The organism is Novosphingobium sp. IK01 (assembly GCF_033242265.1).
GTDB classification, from domain to species: domain Bacteria; phylum Pseudomonadota; class Alphaproteobacteria; order Sphingomonadales; family Sphingomonadaceae; genus Novosphingobium; species Novosphingobium pituita.
In genome coordinates, this window is record NZ_BTFW01000001.1 from 601,774 (window position 1) to 623,068 (window position 21,295).

A 21,295-nucleotide genomic window follows, 5' to 3' on the forward strand; every position below is an offset into this window, starting at 1 on the left:
GCTATCACGCAAGCCATAGGCCGTTCGGGCGATTTGAGGCCATTTCCAGACCAATCGGACTGATTTTTTATCCTGCGACAGGCCATGCCCTCGTCAATCCGCGCCCCCCGCGCCGAAACGGACCTGTACCTCGAAATGCAGTGGCACCGCTGCGTCGTGCGCGGGCGGCAGGGGAAACGGCGCGGCCCGTCGCAGTGCCACGACAGCGGCCCGATCCAGCATGGCCACGCCGCTGGGCCCTACGACCGCAACGCTTGCCAGATGCCCGCGATCATCGAGATCGAAGCGGAGGGTGACGCGCCCGTCGATGGTAATCCCCGCCGGGCGACAGGCCATGATCCGCGCCCACACCTTGTGTACGTAATCGGCCGGAAGCGCCGCCCTGTCAGCTTTCTGGCTGGCCTTGGACGGCTCACCAGCCGGGGCACGGGGCGCGATGGGCGCCAGCGCCGGAAGCGATGCGATGGCCGGGGGAGCAAAGGGCTCTGTCCGCAGCGAGGGGGCGGGGGTGCCGGTTGCGCCCGGAGGAGGGGAAGCCCCCGGAGGGCCGGGCGCATGAACCACAGGCTGGGTTTGCAAAGGTGCTTTGCGCAAGGATCGCGCCGCACGGGGCGCTTCATGGGGGAGAGGGCGGGGCGCGGACAGCGTGAAGACCGCCAGTTGCGCTGCCTGCCTGTTCTGGCGTGGCCTGCTCGGGTTCTCCCCGCAGGCCAGCACTACGCCCAGCACGGCGCCATGCGCCAGCAGGCTGGCCGCAATTCCGGCCAGCCTGCGGCGCAAAAGGGGCCCGGTCGCATCGCCGCGACCGGGCCCCTTGGGCACAAGCCCCTCAGAAACGACGCGAAAGGCCGACATTGACCGACCGTCCACGCCCGGCCACAGGCCGCAGGTCCGTGCGCCCGCTGGCCTTGTAGTCGCCCAGCGAGAGGCCGCCGAGCGGCAGGAAATAGCCCTTGTCGAGCAGGTTCTCGATATCGATGCTCAGGCGCCATGCCTTCCACTGATAGGCCGTGCGCAAGTTCACCAGCGCATAGGCTGCCGTCGTCGGTTCGTTGCGGGCGGTATCGACACGGGTCTTGCTGTCTACCCAGTTGACCTCGACCGCGCCGCTGAAGCTGCCCACTTCGTGGCGGACGCTTGCCAGAATGTTGAGCGGCATCTGGTGATAGAGCGGGGTATGGTCCGTCAGGTTCTGGCCGTGGACCCACGAGAGCGTGGCGCTCAGGCGTGTTTGGCCCAGTCCCCCGCCATTCCAGAGCGTCGCCTCGCCCGACACATCCAGACCGTAGAACGCAGCCTCTTCGTTGGTGAACTGCAACTGGTTGAAACGTCCCAGCGACTTGACGAAGCGGGCGTCAACGTAATCGTTCACATGGGTGTAGTAGGGCGCCAGCTTGACGAACCAGCCCTGCTTGTCGCTGCCAGAAACGCCGCGAACCCCGCTGAGCGCGCCATGGCCGGAAACCGTCACCGACCCGCTTACCGTGTCGGCACGTTCGGGCCGCAGGTTCAGGTTGCCGAAATAGCCGTTGCCATCGCCATACCAGCCGATCATCTGGCTCGACATCGTGCCCTGACCCCAGGTGTAAAGCTCGTAGAGGTTGGGCGCACGGGTCTTGTGGGCATAGCCCAGATCGAGCACCACGCCTGCGGTCGGGGTATAGCGCCCGATCAGCGACCCGCTCCAGTCGTTGAAATGGCGCTTGTGGCTGGCCGCGTTGAAGGCCTGCGCAGCCATGGCATCGGCCATGTTCATCATGCTGGTCGAATAGGGGCTGACATTGCCGGTATTCATGTTCACCCGGTCATAGCGTCCGCCCGCCGTCAGGACGAAACGGTCGCCCCAGTGCTGTTCGGCCTCGATATAGCCGGCAATTCGCTCGCGCTGGCCATTGTTGATGTTGCGGTAGGTGCTTGGCCCCATCATCATGCTGCCCGCGACCGGCGGCCACCAGTCGTCCATGTGCTCGTTGCGATATTCGTTGCCCAGGCGCAGCATCGTGCCCGCCGATACCGGCAGCTCCACCGCCAGCGTATAGCCGCCCGAGCGCACCCGCGTGTTCATCGGCATGCCGCCATCGGCCACGCCGCCCTTGTCGGCCAGAAAGTTCATTTCGTGGTCGGTCGCACGATAATCGGCCTTCAGGTCCACCGTGCCCCAGGCAAAGCTGCCCAGATAATGCCCGTTCAGGAACCACGAATTGTTCCCCGTCATGTCCATGAACTGATTGGGAAAGCCTTCGTAAGCAGAATGGTGGTAGCCGCCTGCCAGCTCGACAAGGCCGATGTCGCCCTGCCATGCCAGCGCCAGCTTGTGGTCGGTCTTGGCATATTGGGTGGAATGGACCGTGCCCAGATCGCCACCGGCCCCATAGTTGCCGGCCTTGGTATAGCTGCCGGTATAGGTGGCCGACAGATGCTCGCCCGCAACCGTCAGCGACAGTCCGGTGCCGAAACCGTCATCGTTGCTGCGGTAATAACCCTGAACCTCGCCCGTCACCAACAGGTGGCCACTGGTCGAAAAACGGGGCGGCGGGCTCTTCACCGAAATCACCCCGCCGATGGCATCGCCCCCGGCGCTGACCGGAGAAACACCGGTGATGACATCGATGCTGCCGACCGTCTGGGGATCGGTATAGCTGAGCGGCGGGTTCATGTCGTTGGGGCAGGCCACGTCGACGGGGTGACCATCGACCAGCACGGTCAGGCGCTGCTCGTTCAGCCCGCGAATGGCAGGCATCGTCGAGAAACCGCCGCCCGTATTGCCCGAAACACCCGGCACACGGGCCAGGATCGCGGCGGTGTCACTGGTCGAGGAGGCCAGAGCGCGGATGTCCTGACGGGTGAGCGTCGTGGTGCCCGTCGCGGCTGATGCCATATCGGTATCGACATCGACGTCGGGCAGGACGGTGGTGTCCTGCCCGGCCATCTGGGCCAGGGCCGGCATGGGCACGCCTGCCAGCAATGCCAGCGTAAAACGCGTGGTTTTCATCGGAAATTCCTGAATACTGGGCGCGAACATCCGCTTGCGAGGCTCGCGCATTCACAAGGATCGTCAGGCCTCAAGCCTGCCGGTCACGGGTTTTGCGAGGTATCAGGAGAAGGCGGGTGGCGCCCGCAAGGGAGGGCGCAGGCGCGCAGGACGCGCAGGGCTGCCCCCGGTGGCCCGTGACAGGGCCAGCACCATGACGAACAGCAAGGCCGCCAGCAGCAAGACCGCATCCGCCCCGCCCAGCAACGGCATGGCATGGGCGGCAAACGGGCAGGGCGTGTGGTGATCCTGTCCGTCGGGATGAGACGTGGGGCGATCGGGCACGAGGATGTTCTGAACATGATCGAGACCGCTGGCATCCGCGCAGATCTCGACCGTCAGGACATGTCCCGAAGCGACCGGCATGAAACCCTGAGGCACCAGCATGCGCACGGCAAGTGCCGAGACGACCAGCGCGAAAGCCAGCCAATGCCTGTTCAGGCACCAGTTGCGCAACATACCCATTCCCCGATGCCGTTATACGGGGCAGGCGGGAAGGGCAACCGGACAGAATGCATCTTCGCTGGCCCCCGCCCGTCGTTCGGGCGCCTCCGTCGTCTTGCCGGGGAGGCAGGGGTAACATGCCCTGTCCAACAATTGAGAGCCCGTCCCAAAAGTCGTTATTTCACCCCGGATTCGTCGGAAATATTTACACCATCGCCTTTTGACAGGAATCGTTTTGCTTTGATTGCAGCAATATGGTGAACTGGCATGAAAAGTGCCTAATATTGGGTTAGCTATTTTGCTTGATTAAAAAAGGCGGGGAACATGGGGCGTATCGCATATCGGGCAGGGCTTGCCCTTGCAGCGTTCGTGGCAATGTGCGGAACCGCCAATGCGGATTCCATCACGCTCGGTTCGGGTGACATCGGGACCAGCTTCACGCTCGATTACAACGGCTTTTCGAGCGGAACGGCAATCTCGGGCCTGACCGGATCGACAACATTCACGCTGACGGGCATCACCGGCAATACCTACAATTTCGACTACACGGTCAGCAACACCTCGTCCGCACCGGTCACCGGCTCGCGCATTTCCAGCTTTGCCTTCAATACGGACCCGACGATCGCATCGGCGTCGAGCACGGGGGCCTACAGCTACACGACATTGTCCTCGACATATCCCAACGGGATCGGCTCGGTCGACGTGTGCTTCAAGGATGCTTCAACCGGCAGTTGCGCTGGTGGCGGCGGCGGCGGCCTGGACATCGGGCAAACCGGGAGCGGCACGTTTGCGCTCGGGTTTTCCTCGCCCGTCTCGTCGCTGACGCTCAGCGATTTCTATGTTCGCTATCAATCGATCAGCGGCGTGCCGGGTATCAGTTCGGCCAGCGGGGCGGGCACGTTGAGCAGCACCACGAGCAGCAGCAGCACGAGCGGAGGCACTCCGGTGCCCGAACCGGGCATGCTGGGCCTGTTCGGCGCGGGCGTGATCGGCCTTGCCTTCGCGCGCCGCCGCCCCTTCGCGCGGATTGCCCGCTAAAAACGCACCGCTCCTGAAAAGCCCTCCCGCTATCCGCAAGCGGGAGGGCTTTTCGCTATGGGGCCTTGCCTGCCTGCGCGGCCTCCAGATGGGCCTTTATCGTGGGGTTTGTCGGCGCCCGCTCTGCCGCACTGCGCAGAAGCTGGAGGGCGCGGGTATGTTCGCCCGGCACGCGCAGCAATTGCCACCCCAAAGTATCCATGACCGAAGGATTGTCCGGCGCCAGGGCATAAGCCCTTTTGGCAAGATCGAGCGCACGGGCCGCATTGCCGACCTGGGCCTGGGCGAAGGCAAGGTTGTTCAGGACCAGGGCATTGCCGTTCGTGGTCGCCAGAACATGCTCGTAGCTGGCAATCGCCTGTCCCCAGTTGTGCGCTTTCATCGCGACATCGGCCGTGGCCAGTTCTTCGGCCAGGGCGCGCGGATCGGGGAAGCGAGCCCGCGCGGCCAGCGCCGCAGCCTGGGGATCGCCGGCCTGCCGGGCTGCTTCGGCCAGAAGGTGCGCGTCCTCGGGCTGGAGGGCCTTGCCGGTCTCGCTCAGCGGCCTGAGCGTGGCGAGCGCAGCCTTGGGGTCATTGCCCGCCATTTGGGCCCGCGCCAGTTCACGCCGGACGAGGGCACTTTGCGGGTTGCGCATCAGCAGGGGCGCCAGAAGGGCGGAAGCCTGCGCAGGCTGGCCGAGCTTGAGCAGGACATGTCCGTAAAGCGCATTGGCTTCCTCGAACCCTTCGAGAGACTTCTCGTTAGCCTGAAGAATGGCGCGTGCGCCAGCCCAGTCCTTTTTCTCGGCGGCAAGCCTTGCCCGCAGATAGATTACATCGCGATTGTAGGAATTGCCCAGCACCGCGAGCGTTTTTTCCATATCGGACCAGCGCCCCAGATCGCCCTGTACACCAGCCTTGCCCGCGAGCATGGCGATGTTGCCGGGATAGAGCCCGGCAGCGCGGTCATAGGCGGCCAGGGCATGGGCCAGATCGCCCTGGGCGGTCGCGATCTGGGCGTCGGCGGTCATGACTTCGAGGAGATCGCCTCCGCTTCGCAGCGCGGCATTGATTTTGCCGCGCGCCACATCGAGATTGCCATCCTGAAGGTCCATCTGGGCGGCAAGCGCCAGAATGCGCGGATCATCGGGGGCCTGCGCCAGAGCTGCGGCAATTGCTTTCGAAGCGCCAGCCCGGTCCTTTTTGGCGAGAAGCGCGAGGGCTCGCAGCCTCTGCGAGGCGGGGTCTGTAGCCTGTCCCAGATCGGCAAGCGCGCGGTCGGGCAGGGCGCGTTGCAGATCCGCTTCCGCGACAAGCTTCTGCATATCCGCCGGGGCATGGGGCGACCGGGCCAGCTTGTCGAGCGAACTGGCCGCCGCTTCACCGTTCCCCAGAGCCAGCGCATTGCGGGCATGAAGTTCCAGCAGGCCGGGATCATCGGGCGTGGCAGACAGAGCAGTGGCAAGATCGGTTTGCGCAGCCGCATAGTCGTGCGCGGCATATTCACGCGCCGCGCGCTGGCCTGCTGCCTTGGGGTCTGCCCCGCACCCGTACAAAAAAATTGTACACAGCCAGCAACCCGCCATCCAGAGTTTCCGGTCCACCATCAGCGCTGCCCTCCGCAACTCTTTCCGGCCTTACGGCAAAATATCTTAAGATCTCTGATAGAGTACAAAGCACTCGGGTGAAATGCCAAGCCGCTTATTGAGGCAATACACCATGGCCTGATGTGCCGATGGATGTCTGGTTATCCTGAATTTCGCGGCGATTGGCCTCGATGCTGGCGAAACGGTCAGCCATGGCCTGCCATGCTTTTGCCGAATGCAGATGCCGTTCACGGACATTGGCCAGAAGACTGGCCTCTGCATTGCGCAGGCTTTGTTCGGCACATGCCTGATAAAAAGCGCTGGAGTTGGCCACGGCCGTCCTTTCTCAGAGGTGCGCTTGTCGATCAATCCACCATATCAGCCACCAATCGGCGCATTTCGGCAGCAGAGAGAACGCCCGATGTCAAAGGGACTGCGAAAGCAGGGCGGGGCGAGGGGGATTTTGCAGAGAAAACAGGATTTTTGACAACAGTATTACGCATATAATTTATTGAAAACTCAGATAATTCGCAGCCGAATGGCCACGCAAGGGAAGGGTAAAGGAGGGGCCGCCTCGTTCAAATTGGGCAAGACGGGGGGCAGTTTCCCATGCCAGGCCCGCGATCACGCAAAGCGGATCAAGCAGGCCAGGCCGGGCCATCATGACGCAAGGAACCCTTTCGTCATGACGGACAGTTCCCGGCGCCCCTGCGGACACCGGCGAACATCTTGATCAGGCGCAAACCAGATTGACGGCGGACTGCTTGCCGCGACGATCGGTTTCGACTTCATAGCTCAGGCGCTGATCCTTGTTCAGCGTGTTCATGCCAGCCTGCTGAACGGCGCTGATATGAACAAAGCTGTCATTGCCGCCGTCTTCGGGGGCGATGAAGCCATAGCCTTTGTCGGTATTGAAGAATTTGACTGTGCCGATAGGCATGGGTGTTTCCTTTTCACGAAAACAAGAGAACCCGCCCGCAAAAGTGCAGGCGGAGCTGGCAGCATGTGAAAGGAAGAATAACCGAACGAATCGGAGTCAAATTCCGTCGCAGGCGACGTTAGCAAGAGCCCTGATATACCGAGGTGGCGGGAAAGTCAATTTAGACAATCTACAAGCTGGAACCGGCATTTTCGGCGCAACCGAAATTGCCGCATCCATTTTGCACGATCTTCGGCGTCAGTCTTGACGGGCGTGATAGAAGGGAAAGCGCTTCACCGGCCCCTCGATCAGATGTCCTTTCAGGCGGCGGCGGATCTCCTCGGCGCCTTCGCTGGTAATGCACACCAGATGCGTGCCGCCCGAGGGGAGGGTTTCAATGTCGCTGATGCGGACCCCGGCTTTTTCGCACAGCGCTGCGATCTGCGCTTCGGGCAGGCCGATGTTCATCGCGCGGCTCACTGCACGCCATCCGCTTGCCAGGAGGTAGCCGCTGTTGCCCCGGCACTGGCCTGAAACGCACCGATGCTGCGCGCAATTCTTGCAGCTTTTTCCTCGTGCTTCAGACTGATTCTCTCGTTCGAGGCGCTGCTGGCCTGCATGAGCAAAAGCTGGTGCCTGAAATAAAGGTGATTGAGATCCATGCCCTGTCCCTCTTGTGTAAGCGGGAGCACACCTGTCTCTCAGTCGCGGCTGCCTACGAAATGAGTGCCGCAATGCCGTATATATAAACATTTTAGATTAAAATGTAAGATCAAATCCAATAAATTAAATTTTTCCATGAGGATTTCAAAGGATCTGCAAGGCCACAAGCCCTGCAATCCATGACGCCGCAATAATGCCGGCCTGTGCGGGAATGACCCGTGCTGCAAACGCTCTCGTTCCTGCCGTGGCCGAAAACAGCATCTTGGCAATGCTGCTGGTGGTACAGGCGATCAGCACCGGCACGATGGCCTGCGTCGAAGTGATCGTTCTCTCGTTCACCTGCGTCGCGATCGAGATCACGGCGGCGTGGACATCCAGCACGCCGCCAATCGCCGCCGCTGCCGCGATCCCCACGGCACCGAACCATGCACGCATCGCAGCGACCAGGATCAGCATGCCAGCCAGCATCGCGGCAAACATCAGCGCGATCATCACATTGAATGACCGACTGAACTTGGGAGGTTCGGCCGAAGTCTCGCGCCATGCCACCATCATGAACCAGCCGCCCGAGAGAGCCGCGGCCAGAGCTGCTGCGGCAACGGGCGCGGCTGTCGCCACAAAGGCGCTGCGATCGGTAACCGCGATAACCACGGCCATCTGCACATAATTGGCAACCGTTGAAAGCACTGCTGCCGCGACCCCTGCCGAGAGGGACGCCGGATTGACGCGCACCCAGGCCCCCATCGCGCCAATCGTTGCCGAACTGGAGATAAAGCCCGACACCAGCCCCAGCATTGGCACGCCCAGTCGTGCGCCAAGCAGCCGCGTGGCCAGTTGCCCCACCGCATTGATGCCAAGGATCATGATGACCACCAGCCAGATGGCATGGGGGTTGAGCGCCGCGAAAGGCCCCATGGGGCGATCGGGCAACATGGGCAGGATGATCAGCGTCGCGCCTGAAATCAGCAGCACATCAGCCACTTCATCAGCCGTGACCATCTGCCCCACAAAGCGGTGCAACGGGTCGCGGGCGGCCAGAATGATGGTGATGAGTACCGCCCCTGCGCCAGCAAGAGCGGGCGCACCGACCGACAAGGCGCCGAGCAGCGTAGTGGTGATCAGCGCGATTTCGGTGGTGATGCCGGGATCGCCAGAGGCGCGGCGTTGCCAGTTGCTGAACAGCGCGAGCGCGGTGATGCAGGCCAGGATGACACCGCTCATCCAGTTCCACGGCGTCAACGCGCTGGCGCAGCCCATGAGGCTGGCGATGGTAAACGAACGCAGCCCGGCAGAGGCCGGACGCTGGGCCTTGCGCCGCTCCCGCTCCGCACCGATCAGCAGGCCGATGCCCAGCGCAATCAGCAAATGGTGCATCAGCGCAATGTCAGCCATGCGTGCTTTCCTTGCCCGGCGCGAAGGCCGGATCGATCAGCTCTTCCATGAACAGCGCGATCAGGCCGGTCTGCGATGTGATGCCCGCCTTTGCATATATCCGGGTCAATTGCGCGCGCACGGTTCCCTGCGCCGATCCGCGCAGGGCGGCGATCTCGGCCACATCCAGCCCCTTGATCGCGAACAGCGCCACATCGGCCTCGGCAGCGGTCAACCGCCATTCGACAAACCGGGTGCGGATCAGGGCCCCCATCGCCCCGCGCGCGGCAGTGATCAGCGCCTGATCCTGTCGCGCGCGTTCGATCAGGGAGCGGACATGGATGGCGCCCACCACCACCCCGGCAGCCAGCGCCAGCGTGGCGAGCAATTCGATCGACAGGTGCCAGCCCAGACCCGCCTCGGCAATGTCACCGGCTACATCAAGGGTGAAGAACATCGCCGCCAGCACCTGACAGCCCAGTACCAGCGTCAGGATCAGGGCTTTGCGTTCCAGAGATCGGGTCGCAGGTTGCATTGGGCCTGTTTACCGTCGGCCGGGCAACATGGCCAGCACCAGCCCGCGCCCCGAGCGTCGCGTTTCAAAGACGACCCCGCCCAGATGCAACACGATCAGCAGGTAGAGCAGGTTGACGGCAGCTTCATGCGTTTCGCCAAGCGGGCTTTCCTCGCCTTCACCATCTTCGCCCTCCTCATCGACAGACTGCGCGGCCCGCTCCACGCCATGATGGTCATGCGTCACCGCCCTGGGCGGCAGGCCCGCCATCGCAATGCCGCTGGCGATGATAATGCCCAGCGTGCCCCAGATGGCATAGACCATCAGGGCCCCCAGCGGGTTGTGGGAAGGCCGATCGTGGACTTTGCCGGCCCTGATCTCGCGAATATGGGCCAGCGCACGCGGGAGGCTGGGCGGAAAGGCCGAAAAGCGCGCTTCGCGTGGCCCCACCAGCCCCCACAGCAGGCGCAGCACCAGCATTCCGGCCAGCGCATAGCCAACCCAGATATGCGGCCACGAGCCGCCTTCGGTGAAAACGCCATTGCAGAGCACTGCCGCCACGATGCTCCAATGCGTCAGTTTGACCACCGGGTCCCAGTTGCGCGGTGATTTGGTGAGGGCGATAGTCATGCGGGTGCTCCTGAACGGGTGCGAATGACCGCTGACCTGAACCGCCTTGTTCCGGGGCGCCATTGCAGCAGCGCTTATTCCGGCTGCCGTAAGCGGCTGCTTATCCATTGCCGTGGGCGTGAACGGCGCCTTTCCGCCCTCGCGAATGACGGCACCGCCGGTGCGCCGCGACACCCTATATGATGTTTTCTGCATTCACATCCGTGAACGATGTTGCCGATTCGAATGACTCCGCCTTTCCCGGAGGCCGGTTTTGCAGAACATCCATCAGGCGAACGGGCGTAAATCGGGACATACTCTTCGCCAATTCTCCCAAAAAACGAGCAACAAACGAGACTTGTCCCATTTGCAGCATCAATTTGACGACAGATCCAAATGCAGTCATGATGTTCACAAGAATGAACGATCAGTTCTCAATCGTGAACAATCACACGGCTGGACGGGGACGGCATGAGCGACGAGATAAAATCCGCAGCCCGCGTGCTGGATATGCTGGAGCTGTTTTCGGCCCGGTGCGATGGTCTGACTCTGAGCGAAGTCGCGCGCGGGCTGGAACTCCCCAAAAGCAGCACTCTGGGCTTGCTGCGAACTTTGCACAAGCGCGGTTATCTGGTCCGTGAAGGGGACAATGACGCCTACCGCCTGAACGACATGGTCCGTCGCGACGGCTTTGCCCGGCACGGGCGCATTTTGCGAGTGGCTCCGCCGGTGATGACGACGCTGGCGGCGGAGGCCGGTGAAACCGTTCTGCTGGGTATGCCCGATGCGGCCGGCATGGTTCGCCTGCTCGCCAAAGAGGCTTCGCCCTCGGACATCCGTTTCGATATCGAACTGCCGCGCAAGGTGCCTGCATACTGCACGGCGCTCGGTCGGGTGCTGCTCGCCCGGCTGGACACGGCTGCTCTTGACGCGGCGCTGGACTGCGTGCCCCGCGCATCGCTGACCGCTGCAACCCGCGTCGACCGGGGCGCTGTGGCAGATGCGGTAATGGCTGCACGAGAGACCGGCTTTGCCGTAGTCGAGGACGAATTTGCCGTCGGCGGAACAGGCGTTGCGGCGGTCATTCCGCTCGGGCCGGGCCAGCCGCTGGCCGCGCTTGGCCTTGCCTGTATTTCACAGCGCTACCGACAAGACCCACCGCGCCTTCAGGCGCATCTGGCCGGCGCCATTTCCCGCATTGCAGAGGCAATGGCAGGACAGGGCAATATGTAACTGGCTCGACGAGCCCATGACGGTTGCAAACATCATGAAGCATCCTTTTCGAAAGTCCGGTGCGAATGCCGCCCGGAACCTGATCCTGGCAGGGGCTGCACTGTCCGGCCTGGGCCTTGCCAACACCGGTTTCGCCGCTGCGCCTGCGCCTGATGCAGCGGTCGGGCGGACCGACCGCCATGACTGGATCGCGGCAGGGACCAACACCGATCACACCCCGCGCATGATCCCCGAACAGCCTGAAGCGGTCGGGGGGCGGATCGTGGTCTTGCGCGGAGGCCTCGTCTTCGACACGCAATCCCTTCGGGTCGCACCGGGAAGCGTGGTGATCCAGGGCAGGCGGGTGCGGGCCGTGCTTTCTCCCGACAGCACGGCGTGGCCCGCCGACGCGGAAGTGATCGATGTAACCGGCAAGTTCGTCATGCCGGGCCTGATCGACATGCATGTCCACCTGACCTACCCGGACAATGACACCCCTTCCGACGTGCAGGCAGAAGATGCTGACGGTGTTCTGCGCGGGGAGCGCAATCTGCGCTGGTTCATCGAAGCGGGCTTCACTTCCGTGCGCGATCTCAACGGCGTGGGCGATGCTCCCTACCGCCTGGCCGACTGGGCCGCGCAGGATGCCATTCCGGCCCCCCGCGTGTTCACTGCCGGACACATCATCACCGGCACGGGCGGTCATGCCACCGAGCGCCCGGTGCGCCCCTCGCACGGTCCCGACTATGCCTGGGAACGGAACGGCGCCGACGCCTGGCGTGCGGCGGTGCGCGAGACCTTCAAGAAGGGGGCCAGCGTCATCAAGGTTGCCAGCCACTTCGCGCCGGACGAAATCCAGGCCGCAGTAGACGAGGCGCATCGCCTCGGCCTGAAGGTGACGTGCGACTGCGAGACCATCTACACCCAGATGGCGGTGGAAGCAGGCATCGACATGATCGAGCATCCGCTGCCGCGCACCGACAAGACGATTGCCGAGATGGCGCAGCATCACACCGCCTCGGTGCCAACGCTACAGGTCTATCAGAACGTGCTCGACCGTGCGGGCGGTTTCTGGGATTCGACTTCGCGCCGCTTCACGATGACCTCGGACGCGAACTTCGCATTGTTCGAGAAGATGAAGAAAGCCGGGATCGTGATGGGCGTGGGCACCGACACGATCGGTGACGCGAACAAGATGATCCCCAATATCTACCTCGCCGAACTCAAGTGGTTCGTGAAGGGCGGCTACTCGATCCCGCAGGCGCTTCAGGCCGCGACGCTCACCAATGCCAGGCTGCTGGCGATGGACGACCTCATCGGCTCGATCCAGCCGGGCAAGCTGGCCGATGTCATCGTGGTCGACGGCCGCCCGGATCTGGATATCGACGCGCTGCGCAAGGTTGCGATGGTGTTCAAGGATGGCCGCATGATGGTGAGGGACGGCGGGGTCGTCATCCCCCCGCACGTACCGGTCCCGCTGCCCAGGCCTTCGCCCGCCGAAAAGCCCTGAGACCCAAGGAAGACCTGCCATGACGACAACGGCGCTTCCCGCCGAGGGACTTGCTGCGCGCCCTGTTCCGGGCCGCAAGGACATTGCCCGGGCACTGGCTTCGGCGATGATCGGCAACTGGTTCGAGCTGTTCGACTTCATCATCTACGGGTATTTCGCCGCGCAGATCGGCATCGCCATGTTCCCGGCGTCCGATCCGGTGACGACGATCCTGTCCAGCTTTGCGACCTACGGCGTCGGCTTCGTCATGCGGCCGGTCGGCTCGATGGTGCTGGGTTCGATGGGGGACCGGTTCGGGCGCAAGTCGGCGCTGGTACTGACGATGATGCTGATGGCAGGCGCGACATGCGCCACCGGGCTCATTCCGACATATGCCACAGTGGGAATTGTGGCGCCGTGTGCGCTCGTGGTCTGTCGCCTGGTGCAGGGTTTTGCGGCCGGCGGCGAATGGGGCGGGGCGACCACGTTCCTGGTAGAGTATGCCCCCGCCAACCGTCGCGGCCTGTTCGGTGCGCTCCAACAGCTTAGCACCAGCCTTGCGGTGGTCTCTGCCGTTCTGGTGGCGCTGGCGCTGAACACCGTGCTCCCCGCCGACGATTTGCAGGCATGGGGCTGGCGCGTGCCTTTCGTGCTGGGCATCCTGATTGCGCCAATGGGTTTCTACCTGCGCACGAAAGTTCCTGAAACGCCACACTTCAAAGCCGAGGCAGAGGTTCCCGGGCACCCATTGCGCGAGGCGCTGACGATCCACCGTCGCACCGTCCTGACGATCTCGGGCATGGTCGTGATCTGGACCGTGGCGGGCTACACTTACGGCACCTTCCTCGTCAGCTTCGCCAGCCAGGTTCTGGAAGTGCCGTCGCGCTACGCATTGCTCGGCACCCTGACCGGCGCACTGTGCAATGTTGCGGTGATCCCGCTGGCGGGCTGGGCCTCGGACAAGGTCGGACGCAAACCGTTCCTGCTCGCCAGCGCTGCGGGTTTCGCGCTCGTCTCGATCCCGCTGTTCATGTTCATGACCGAGGCGCGCAGCGGGATCTCCGTCATCACGGCAACGGCAGTGGCGGGCATTTTCTCCGGTCTTTTCAGCGGGACGGCACCGGCATACCTGTGCGAACTGCTGCCGACCCGCGTCCGCTACACCGCGCTGTCGGTAGGCTACAGCGGCGCGGTGATGCTGTTCGGCGGCTTCGCGCCGTTCATCGCAACTCTGCTGGTGCGGATCACCGGCGTGACCATTGCGCCTGCCTTCTATGTCACGGCCGCCGCCGTGCTCTCCTTTCTCGTGATCGCCTGCGTGCGCGCGCCTGATCCTGCAAAGGCCATCGACCGATGAGACTGACCCGCACCTTCCTCCTGGCCACCTGCCTGACGCTCGCGGCTCCCGCGTTTGCGCAAGCAAAGCCCGTGCCGACGCCCGAGCAGGTCCTGGGCTATCACATGGGGGAAGACCGTTACGTTCCGTCCTACGACGACATGATGGCCTACTGGAAGGCTCTCGCCGCCGTCAGCGACCGGATCAAGCTGGTTGATATCGGCCCGAGCACCGAGGGGCGGCGACAGATCATGGCGGTCGTCTCCTCGCCGGAGAACCTCGCAAAACTCGACGAATACCGCGAGACCAGCCGTGCGCTCGGTGCTGCGGAAGGCATCGACGCGGACAGGGCGCGGGTCATGGCCGCCACCGGCAAGGCGCTGGTCTGGATCGACGGCGGCCTTCACGCCAGCGAGGTGGAGGCGCAGACCGCGCTGATCGCACAGGTGCACGATCTCGTCTCCTCCGATGACCCCGAGGCGCAGAAAATCCGCGACAACGTCGTCACCCTGTTCGTGCCGGACAATCCGGATGGCCAGCAGTTCGTGGCCGACTGGTACATGCGCTTCAAGGACCCGATGAAGCGCGAGGCAGACTTCAAGTCGCTGCCGCGCCTCTATCATCCCTATGTCGGGCACGACAACAATCGCGACTTCTTCCTCGCCACGCAGGTCGAAACGCAGAACATGGTGCGCGTGCTTTATCGCGACTGGCGCCCGCAGATCGTGATGAACCAGCACCAGACCGGCCCTGCGGGGACTGTGCTGTTTCTCCCGCCGTTCCGCGATCCGTTCAATTATCACTACGAACCGCTGGTCATTTCCAGCCTCGACGAAGTGGGCGCCACGCTGCAAAGCCGCCTGCTGTCGGAGAACAAGGGCGGCGCGACTACGCGCAGCGGGGCGCACTACGACACATGGTATAACGGCAATCTGCGCACCTCCACCTACTTCCACAACGCGGTGGGCATCCTCGTGGAAATCATCGGCAGCCCGGTGCCCGAAACGATCCCCTTCGTGCCCGAGCGACAGGTGCCCGGCAATGATCAGGCGCTGCCTGTCAGGCCCGGCCCATGGTCGATGGCGCAGTCGGTATCCTACAGCCTCTCGCTCGCGCGCGGCCTGCTGACATATGCCGCCAACAACCGCGAAAAGCTGCTGTTCGACCGCTGGCAGATGGGTGCCAATGCCATCGCCAAGGGATCGACCGACAGCTGGACGATCTCCAGGGACCGCATCGAGGCCGCGCACGCGGCGCTGGCGGAACGCGGCGGCAAGCCCAAGCCGGTGCGCACGCGCGGCTGGAGCGAGATCGACGCCGACCTCTATGAAAAGATACTGCACGATCCGGCACAGCGTGACGCGCGGGCCTATATCGTTCCGGTCGACCAGCACGATTTTCCGACGACCGCGAAGTTCCTCACCTCGCTCTCGCGCCTCGGCGTGGAGATGAGCCGGGCCGAGGAACCCTTCACTGCCGCAGGCAAGACCTGGCCCGCCGGGACATACATCGTGCCGGCCGCGCAAGCCTATCGCGCCCATGTCCTCGACATGTTCGAGCCGCAGCATTACCCGAACAACTTCGCCTATCCCGGTGGCCCGCCGATCCCGCCCGCCGATGCTTCGGGGTATACTCCCGCGTTTCAGGCAGGGGTTGCGTTCACCCGGGTACTCGATCCCTTCACGGTAAAAAGCCACCCCGTCAACGGCGAGATCGCGCCTGACGCGCAACCGATCGCGAATGCGGGTGTCGAAGGCACGACCGGGGGCTGGCTCGTCAGCCACGACCAGAACGATTCCTTCCGCCTCGTCAACCGCCTGCAAGCGGCGGGTATCGCGGTGAGCGCATACCGGACACCGCTTGCCATCGCCGGTCGCGCCCCAGAAGCGGGCGCATGGTTTGTGCCCGTTTCGGCCAAGGCGCGCAGCATCGTCGAGGAGGGGGCAAAGTCGCTGGGCCTGACCATACAGGCTGTCGCCGCCGCGCCGCAGGGCGCGCGTCTTGCCGTCGGCAAGCCGCGGGTCGCCCTCGTCGATCTCTATGGCGGGTTGCATCCGACCGGCTGGTTGCGCTGGATCTTCGACGGGCAGGAACTGCCTTACGCGATCGTCTACCCGCAGGAACTGGACAAGGGCGGCCTGGCGAAGAAGTATGACATCCTCGTCGTGCCCGATGCCGCGCTTCCGAATGCGCGCTCGGGCGTGGACGGGGGCATGTTCCGTGGCCGCTTCGACAGCGTTCAGCCCGCCCCCGGGGACGTGCCTGCGAAATACCGCGCCTCGCTCGGCGATATCAGCGCGGAAAAAACCATCCCCGCACTCAAAGCCTTCGCCGATGCAGGCGGCACGCTGCTGGCAATGGGCTCGTCCTCGTCCGGCCTTGCTGCGGCGCTCAGGCTGCCGGTCACAGATCCGCTGCTGACGGAGAGGGACGGCAAGCGCGTGCCACTGTCCGATACCCGGTTCTACGTGCCGGGCGCCGTGCTGACTGCCGATGTGAATGCGGCAGACCCGATCGCCTGGGGGCTCAGCCCCAAGGTGGACCTGTTCTATGATTCCAGCCCGGTTTTCCGCGCAACCACGCCGGGAACCTCGATCGCCGTCTCGTTCGGGCAGGGCACGCTGCTGCACAGCGGCTGGGCCTGGCATCCCGAGTACCTGAAGGACACCGCCGCTGTGCTCACGGTGCCGCAAGGCAAAGGCAAGGTCGTGCTCGTTGGCCCTGAGATCGCCCTGCGTGCCCAGACCCAGGGAGCCTTCAAGATCCTGTTCAACGCCATCGCGCTGTCCGCTGCGCGTCCGGCCCAGACTGCCCAAGGAAAGTAAGATGCTGCGCGCAGCCGTCATCCAGCTCAACACCCGCAACGACAAGGCGGCCAACCTCGTCGCCATCGAAGCCGCCGTGCGCGACTGCGTGAAAAAGGAGCGCCCCGATTGGGTACAGCTTCCCGAGCACTGCGAATGGCTCGGTGGATCGGGCGGGGCGCCTGCCGTCGCCGAACCGTACCGCGATGGCGATACCTGGACGCTGCTCTCGCGCCTGTCGCGCGAACTCAAGGTGTGGATCCATGGAGGATCGTTCTACGAGCAGTCGGAAAATCCCGGACGCGTCTACAACACCACGGTCGTCTTCGATCGCGACGGCCAGGAGCGTGCCCGCTATCGCAAGATCCATCTGTTCGACGTGACCACGGCAGATGGCGCAAAGTTCCATGAATCTGCCACCGTCGATCCGGGCGACGCGATCGTCACCTACGACTGTGAAGGCCTCACGATCGGCTGTTCGATCTGCTACGACGTGCGCTTTCCCGAACTCTACCAGCAACTGGCACGACAGGGCGCGCAGATGATCGCGGTGCCCGCCGCCTTCACCCTGCTGACCGGCAAGGATCACTGGGAAGTGCTGCTGCGCAGCCGTGCGATCGAGACCGAATGCTGGGTCGCAGCGGCAGGGCAGTGGGGTTCATACCAGACGCCTGCGGGCGAAAGGCAGTCGTTTGGCCAATCGATGATCATCGATCCTTGGGGCACCGTGGTCGCGCGCGTGTCCGAAGGCCTCGGCAGCGCATCGGCGGGCGTGGACATGGGCATACTGAACCGTGTGCGCAGCCAGATCCCGGTTGCTGCGAACAAGGCGATCAGCATCACGGCATCCCTCGCAGGGGCCGGCCTCGCAGGGGCAGGCCTGTGAACTGCGTCCGCCCCCACGCCCTTCAGGACCTGAGCCACGCGGCCTTTGCCGAACGCATCGCGAATGATCGCCCGGTCATCGTCTTGCCGCTGGGCAGCCAGGAAGAACAGGGCCCCCACGCGCCGATGGGCGATTTCCTCGCCGCAGAGCGGATCGCCCTGGCCGCAGCCGAAGCGGCGGGGGCCGTGTGCGCTCCGGTCCTGCCTTTCGGCTTCGCGGAGTTCTTTCGCGGGTTCCCCGGCGGAGTGCAACTGCGCGGATCGACCTTCCGTGCGGTGCTGCGCGACATGATCGACAGTTTCCTCGATCACGGCCTCGACCGCATCGTCATCGTCAATGGCCACTCCACCAATGCACCGCTGATCGCCGAAGTGGTGCACGCCGTGCGCCGGGAGACCGGCGTGGTGGTGCCTGCTGTCCATCTCTGGCGCTCACTCCCGGATGCCGTGTGGGAAGAAGCCCATGGCGACAAGGCTGCGGCGGCACGCGGGCACGGCGCCGATCCGGTAACTTCGGTGATGATGTACCTGGCCCCCGGCCTGGTCGGCCAGGCAAAGTCGGGCGCCACGCCGCGCAAGCCGGTGTTCGGCCTGCCTTCCGACCCGCATTTTGCCAGCGCGCGCTTTGGCGGAACCTCCATCGACTTCCCGCTGGACGCCGGGGAAGTGGCCGATGATGGCATCGGTTCGGGCGATCCTTCGCTGTCGAGCGCGCGGGCGGGCCAGATCTTCACGCGCTTCCTGATCGGACATGTCGCCGACTTCCTCCGCCACTTTCAAAAGTCTGATCCTCGCCGGCCAGACCTTGCCCCCGGTGCCCCGAAATGAGCTATGATCGCCAGCCCATGCCCCCGCAAGTCGCCCCTGACCTCGTGCGGCGGCTTGCCCAAACCGAGACATCGACGCTTGGACATTGGCGTCTTTGGGGTATTTGTGCCCCGGAGCTGCGCCCTCTCAAGCCCACGATGAAGGCCTGCGGAACAGTGGTCACCTTGGCGTTGCCAGGCCCTGACGGCGCACTCTTGCACGAGGCCCTGTCCTGTCTGCGCAAAGGCGACGTACTCGCCATCGACCGGCTCGGAGATACGCTGCACGCAGCGGTGGGGGGCGTGGTCGCCGCGGCTGCGGTGGCCAGGGGGCTTGCCGGGATCGTCGTCGATGGTCCGGTCACGGATCTTTGCGAAATCCTCGAAACGGGACTTCCGGTCTGGTCGCGCGGTGTGTCCGCCAAAACGACACGCCGCCTGGGCCTTGGCGGGCGGTTCAATGCGGCGGTGAATATTGGCGGTGCCGTCGCGCACCCCGGTGACCTTGCCCTGTGTGATGGCGATGGGGTCGTTTTTGTTTCCACGCAGGAAGCCGAAGACGACATTGATCGTGCAATCCGCAGCGCACATCGCGAACGCACCATTCGGGACGGCCTTGCGCAAGGCAACATGCTCGAAGGGCTGCTGGAGCAGCCGGTTCTGGCGAGGCTGACCTGACATGAACACACGCCTGACCCTTGACGACGCCGATATCCGCATTCTTGCGGCCCTTCAGAAGGACGGCACCCTTTCGATGGCGGCGCTCTCCGAGCGTGTCCACCTTTCGCACAGCAGTTGCTGGCGCCGTCTCAGGAGACTGGAAGCCGCTGGCACGATCACTGGTCGCGTGGCGCTGCTCGATCCGGCGAAGCTGGGACTGGAGCTGACCGCCTATGTCTCGGTCCGCACCAGCGAACACAATGAGGAATGGCTGCGCAGCTTCGCGCGTGCTGTCGAAGCGATACCCGAAATAGTCGAGTTGTACCGCATGACCGGTGATGTCGATTACCTGATGAAGATCCGGGTCGCCAACATCGCTGCCTACGACGCGGTGTACAAGAAACTGATCAGCATGGTGAAACTTACAGACGTCAGCTCCGCCTTTGCGATGGAAGAAATGAAGAACACCACGGAGCTTCCTCTATCCACGTCACCCTGCCGCACCGGATGACGCGCATCATTTTGCAATTCAACATGAAATCATGATGCGATCTTCGAGGCCGCTGCCTGACATTGGAAATGACATCACCGAGCAGGCCAAAATGCGGTCGCATGACAGAACAGGAATGCCAATTGTGACTATTGATTATGGCAGAAATAGCGAAGCGACGCGCATGATCCACCCGGTTCATGTCGACGATGACGTTCTGCGAACTGCCGCACCTGTTATTCAGCGTGGCACCACGGTTTTGCTCGATGACTACAGCGCATTTGGAAGAACCACACCGACCTATGGGCGCGGCGGCCTTGCTTCGCAGGCCGCGCTGCGACAGGCGCTTTGCGAACTCGAAGGCGGCGAGGGGGCTGAACTTTATCCGTCCGGGCTAGCTGCCGTGACCGGTGCAATCCTCTCAATATGCCGTACCGGCGACGAAATCCTGATCTGTGACACCATCTACGGCCCAACCCGCCGCTTTGCCACGACCACTCTTGCCGATTACGGCGTTTCGGCGCGCTATTTCCCTGCCGCCATCGCGATGGACGATCTTGCCGCCATGCTTGGCGAAAGGACGCGGCTGATCGTGCTGGAGGCGCCAGGTTCCCTGACGCTCGACATGCTCGACGTTCCAGGTGTTGCGGCCCTCGCACGCGAGCGTGGCATCTTCACGCTGATCGACAACACTTATGCTGCGGGCGTGCTGTTCAAGCCGCTTGCCCATGGCGTGGATATCTCCGTCCAGGCGCTCACCAAGTACGTGTGCGGTCATTCGGATGTCTTCCTCGGCAGCGCTGTCGCCAATGGGGAGGCGGCCGCACTGATCAAGCGCGGATCGCGCAGCATGGGCTGGGCTGTGTCGGCCGATGACGCCTACCTGGCCTTGCGCGGCCTGCGCACCCTGCATGCCCGGCTGGCACGCCACGGCGATGCAGCACTGGAAGTCGCGGCCTGGCTACAGGGACAGCCGATGGTACGCGAGGTGCTCTGCCCTCAGTTGCCCGGCACACGCGGGCACGAGATATTCAGGCGCCATTTCAGCGCCGGCAACGGCTTGGTCACGATCGTGCTGAATGGTCCTGAAATGGCCGAACACGCGTTCTTCAATGCGCTGCGCCTGTTCGGCCTCGGCTTTTCCTGGGGCGGATTCGAGAGCCTTGCCATCCCGTGCAACGGCCAGATCCGCCAGCGCTCTTTCGCGGCGCAAACCGGCAATCCGGCGATCCGCCTCCACGTGGGGCTGGAACACACCGCAGACCTGATTCGTGAACTCGACGGCGCGCTTTGCGCATTTGCGGCGGCTGCCGACGGGAACACGCACACCGGGACGGGACAACCCGCCGGACAAACAGGCGCCTCTACCCGACCAGGGCGGGGCGCCCAGGAGGACAGTGCCACTTAATCCGGCGGCGTCAGAGACGCCGCACAAATATTGGGGGGTTTTAATGCGT

Annotated in this window: 21 protein-coding genes; 10 read left to right on the forward strand and 11 right to left on the reverse strand. The window is 63.7% G+C overall.

Going from position 1 to position 21,295, the window contains the following annotated elements:
• Positions 1 to 93: 93 nt before the first annotated feature.
• The 3 genes from SBI20_RS02705 to SBI20_RS02715 all read right to left on the reverse strand — a co-directional run bounded on the left by SBI20_RS02705 (position 94) and on the right by SBI20_RS02715 (position 3,496).
• The gene (locus SBI20_RS02705; RefSeq protein ID WP_317973598.1) at positions 94 to 855 is read right to left on the reverse strand and encodes an energy transducer TonB family protein; all 762 of its coding nucleotides are present in this window, start codon (positions 853 to 855) and stop codon (positions 94 to 96) included.
• Positions 830 to 2,992 carry a TonB-dependent receptor gene (locus SBI20_RS02710; protein WP_317973599.1) on the reverse strand — a complete coding sequence of 721 codons (2,163 nt, stop codon included), beginning with the start codon at positions 2,990 to 2,992 and terminating at the stop codon, positions 830 to 832. Before SBI20_RS02710 ends, SBI20_RS02705 begins: the two co-directional genes overlap by 26 nt.
• A 102-nt stretch (positions 2,993 to 3,094) precedes the next feature.
• On the reverse strand, positions 3,095 to 3,496 hold the full coding sequence (locus tag SBI20_RS02715; protein WP_317973600.1) for a hypothetical protein: 402 nt from the start codon (positions 3,494 to 3,496) through the stop codon (positions 3,095 to 3,097).
• A gap of 303 nt (positions 3,497 to 3,799) precedes the next feature.
• Here SBI20_RS02715 and SBI20_RS02720 point away from each other — a divergent pair, with 303 nt between their 5' ends.
• On the forward strand, positions 3,800 to 4,513 hold the full coding sequence (locus SBI20_RS02720; protein ID WP_317973601.1) for a cistern family PEP-CTERM protein: 714 nt from the start codon (positions 3,800 to 3,802) through the stop codon (positions 4,511 to 4,513).
• 55 nt (positions 4,514 to 4,568) lie between these two features.
• Here the strand turns inward: SBI20_RS02720 and SBI20_RS02725 are convergent, their stop codons facing one another.
• The 8 genes from SBI20_RS02725 to SBI20_RS02760 all read right to left on the reverse strand — a co-directional run bounded on the left by SBI20_RS02725 (position 4,569) and on the right by SBI20_RS02760 (position 10,177).
• The gene (locus SBI20_RS02725; RefSeq protein ID WP_317973602.1) at positions 4,569 to 6,050 is read right to left on the reverse strand and encodes a tetratricopeptide repeat protein; all 1,482 of its coding nucleotides are present in this window, start codon (positions 6,048 to 6,050) and stop codon (positions 4,569 to 4,571) included.
• A 145-nt stretch (positions 6,051 to 6,195) separates the two neighbouring features.
• Positions 6,196 to 6,414, reverse strand: a complete 219-nt coding sequence (locus tag SBI20_RS02730) for a hypothetical protein (RefSeq protein WP_317973603.1) — start codon at positions 6,412 to 6,414, stop codon at positions 6,196 to 6,198.
• Between the two features lie 399 nt (positions 6,415 to 6,813).
• A complete protein-coding gene (locus SBI20_RS02735; protein ID WP_317973604.1) occupies positions 6,814 to 7,020 on the reverse strand; it encodes a cold-shock protein in 207 nt (68 codons plus the stop codon).
• 237 nt (positions 7,021 to 7,257) lie between these two features.
• Positions 7,258 to 7,479, reverse strand: coding sequence for a hypothetical protein (locus tag SBI20_RS02740; protein WP_317973605.1), 222 nt, complete (start codon positions 7,477 to 7,479; stop codon positions 7,258 to 7,260).
• Positions 7,476 to 7,661: a hypothetical protein gene (locus tag SBI20_RS02745; RefSeq protein WP_317973606.1), complete on the reverse strand. Its 186-nt coding sequence runs from the start codon at positions 7,659 to 7,661 to the stop codon at positions 7,476 to 7,478. The genes SBI20_RS02740 and SBI20_RS02745 overlap by 4 nt, the downstream gene beginning before the upstream one ends.
• A gap of 145 nt (positions 7,662 to 7,806) precedes the next feature.
• A complete protein-coding gene (locus tag SBI20_RS02750; RefSeq protein ID WP_317973607.1) occupies positions 7,807 to 9,054 on the reverse strand; it encodes an MgtC/SapB family protein in 1,248 nt (415 codons plus the stop codon).
• Positions 9,047 to 9,568, reverse strand: coding sequence for a helix-turn-helix transcriptional regulator (locus tag SBI20_RS02755; RefSeq protein WP_317973608.1), 522 nt, complete (start codon positions 9,566 to 9,568; stop codon positions 9,047 to 9,049). Before SBI20_RS02755 ends, SBI20_RS02750 begins: the two co-directional genes overlap by 8 nt.
• Positions 9,569 to 9,577: 9 nt before the next feature.
• The gene (locus tag SBI20_RS02760) at positions 9,578 to 10,177 is read right to left on the reverse strand and encodes a cytochrome b/b6 domain-containing protein (protein WP_317973609.1); all 600 of its coding nucleotides are present in this window, start codon (positions 10,175 to 10,177) and stop codon (positions 9,578 to 9,580) included.
• Between the two features lie 450 nt (positions 10,178 to 10,627).
• Here SBI20_RS02760 and SBI20_RS02765 point away from each other — a divergent pair, with 450 nt between their 5' ends.
• The 9 genes from SBI20_RS02765 (at position 10,628) to metC (ending at position 21,246) form a co-directional block, all read left to right on the forward strand.
• Complete coding sequence (locus SBI20_RS02765; RefSeq protein WP_317973610.1) at positions 10,628 to 11,389, forward strand: IclR family transcriptional regulator; 762 nt, start codon at positions 10,628 to 10,630, stop codon at positions 11,387 to 11,389.
• 34 nt (positions 11,390 to 11,423) lie between these two features.
• Positions 11,424 to 12,878 carry an amidohydrolase family protein gene (locus tag SBI20_RS02770; RefSeq protein ID WP_317973611.1) on the forward strand — a complete coding sequence of 485 codons (1,455 nt, stop codon included), beginning with the start codon at positions 11,424 to 11,426 and terminating at the stop codon, positions 12,876 to 12,878.
• Positions 12,879 to 12,897: 19 nt separating this feature from the next.
• Complete coding sequence (locus tag SBI20_RS02775) at positions 12,898 to 14,214, forward strand: MFS transporter (RefSeq protein WP_317973612.1); 1,317 nt, start codon at positions 12,898 to 12,900, stop codon at positions 14,212 to 14,214.
• A complete protein-coding gene (locus SBI20_RS02780; protein ID WP_317973613.1) occupies positions 14,211 to 17,018 on the forward strand; it encodes a M14 family metallopeptidase in 2,808 nt (935 codons plus the stop codon). The genes SBI20_RS02775 and SBI20_RS02780 overlap by 4 nt, the downstream gene beginning before the upstream one ends.
• 1 nt (position 17,019) lies before the next feature.
• Entirely contained in the window at positions 17,020 to 17,883 is an 864-nt protein-coding gene (locus SBI20_RS02785) for a carbon-nitrogen hydrolase family protein (protein ID WP_317973614.1), read from the forward strand.
• On the forward strand, positions 17,880 to 18,710 hold the full coding sequence (locus SBI20_RS02790; RefSeq protein WP_317973615.1) for a creatininase family protein: 831 nt from the start codon (positions 17,880 to 17,882) through the stop codon (positions 18,708 to 18,710). Before SBI20_RS02785 ends, SBI20_RS02790 begins: the two co-directional genes overlap by 4 nt.
• Positions 18,707 to 19,366, forward strand: coding sequence for an RraA family protein (locus tag SBI20_RS02795; RefSeq protein ID WP_317973616.1), 660 nt, complete (start codon positions 18,707 to 18,709; stop codon positions 19,364 to 19,366). Before SBI20_RS02790 ends, SBI20_RS02795 begins: the two co-directional genes overlap by 4 nt.
• A 1-nt stretch (position 19,367) precedes the next feature.
• A complete protein-coding gene (locus SBI20_RS02800) occupies positions 19,368 to 19,859 on the forward strand; it encodes an Lrp/AsnC family transcriptional regulator (protein WP_317973617.1) in 492 nt (163 codons plus the stop codon).
• Positions 19,860 to 19,983: 124 nt separating this feature from the next.
• A complete protein-coding gene (gene metC / locus SBI20_RS02805; protein ID WP_317973618.1) occupies positions 19,984 to 21,246 on the forward strand; it encodes a cystathionine beta-lyase in 1,263 nt (420 codons plus the stop codon).
• Positions 21,247 to 21,295: the final 49 nt, after the last annotated feature.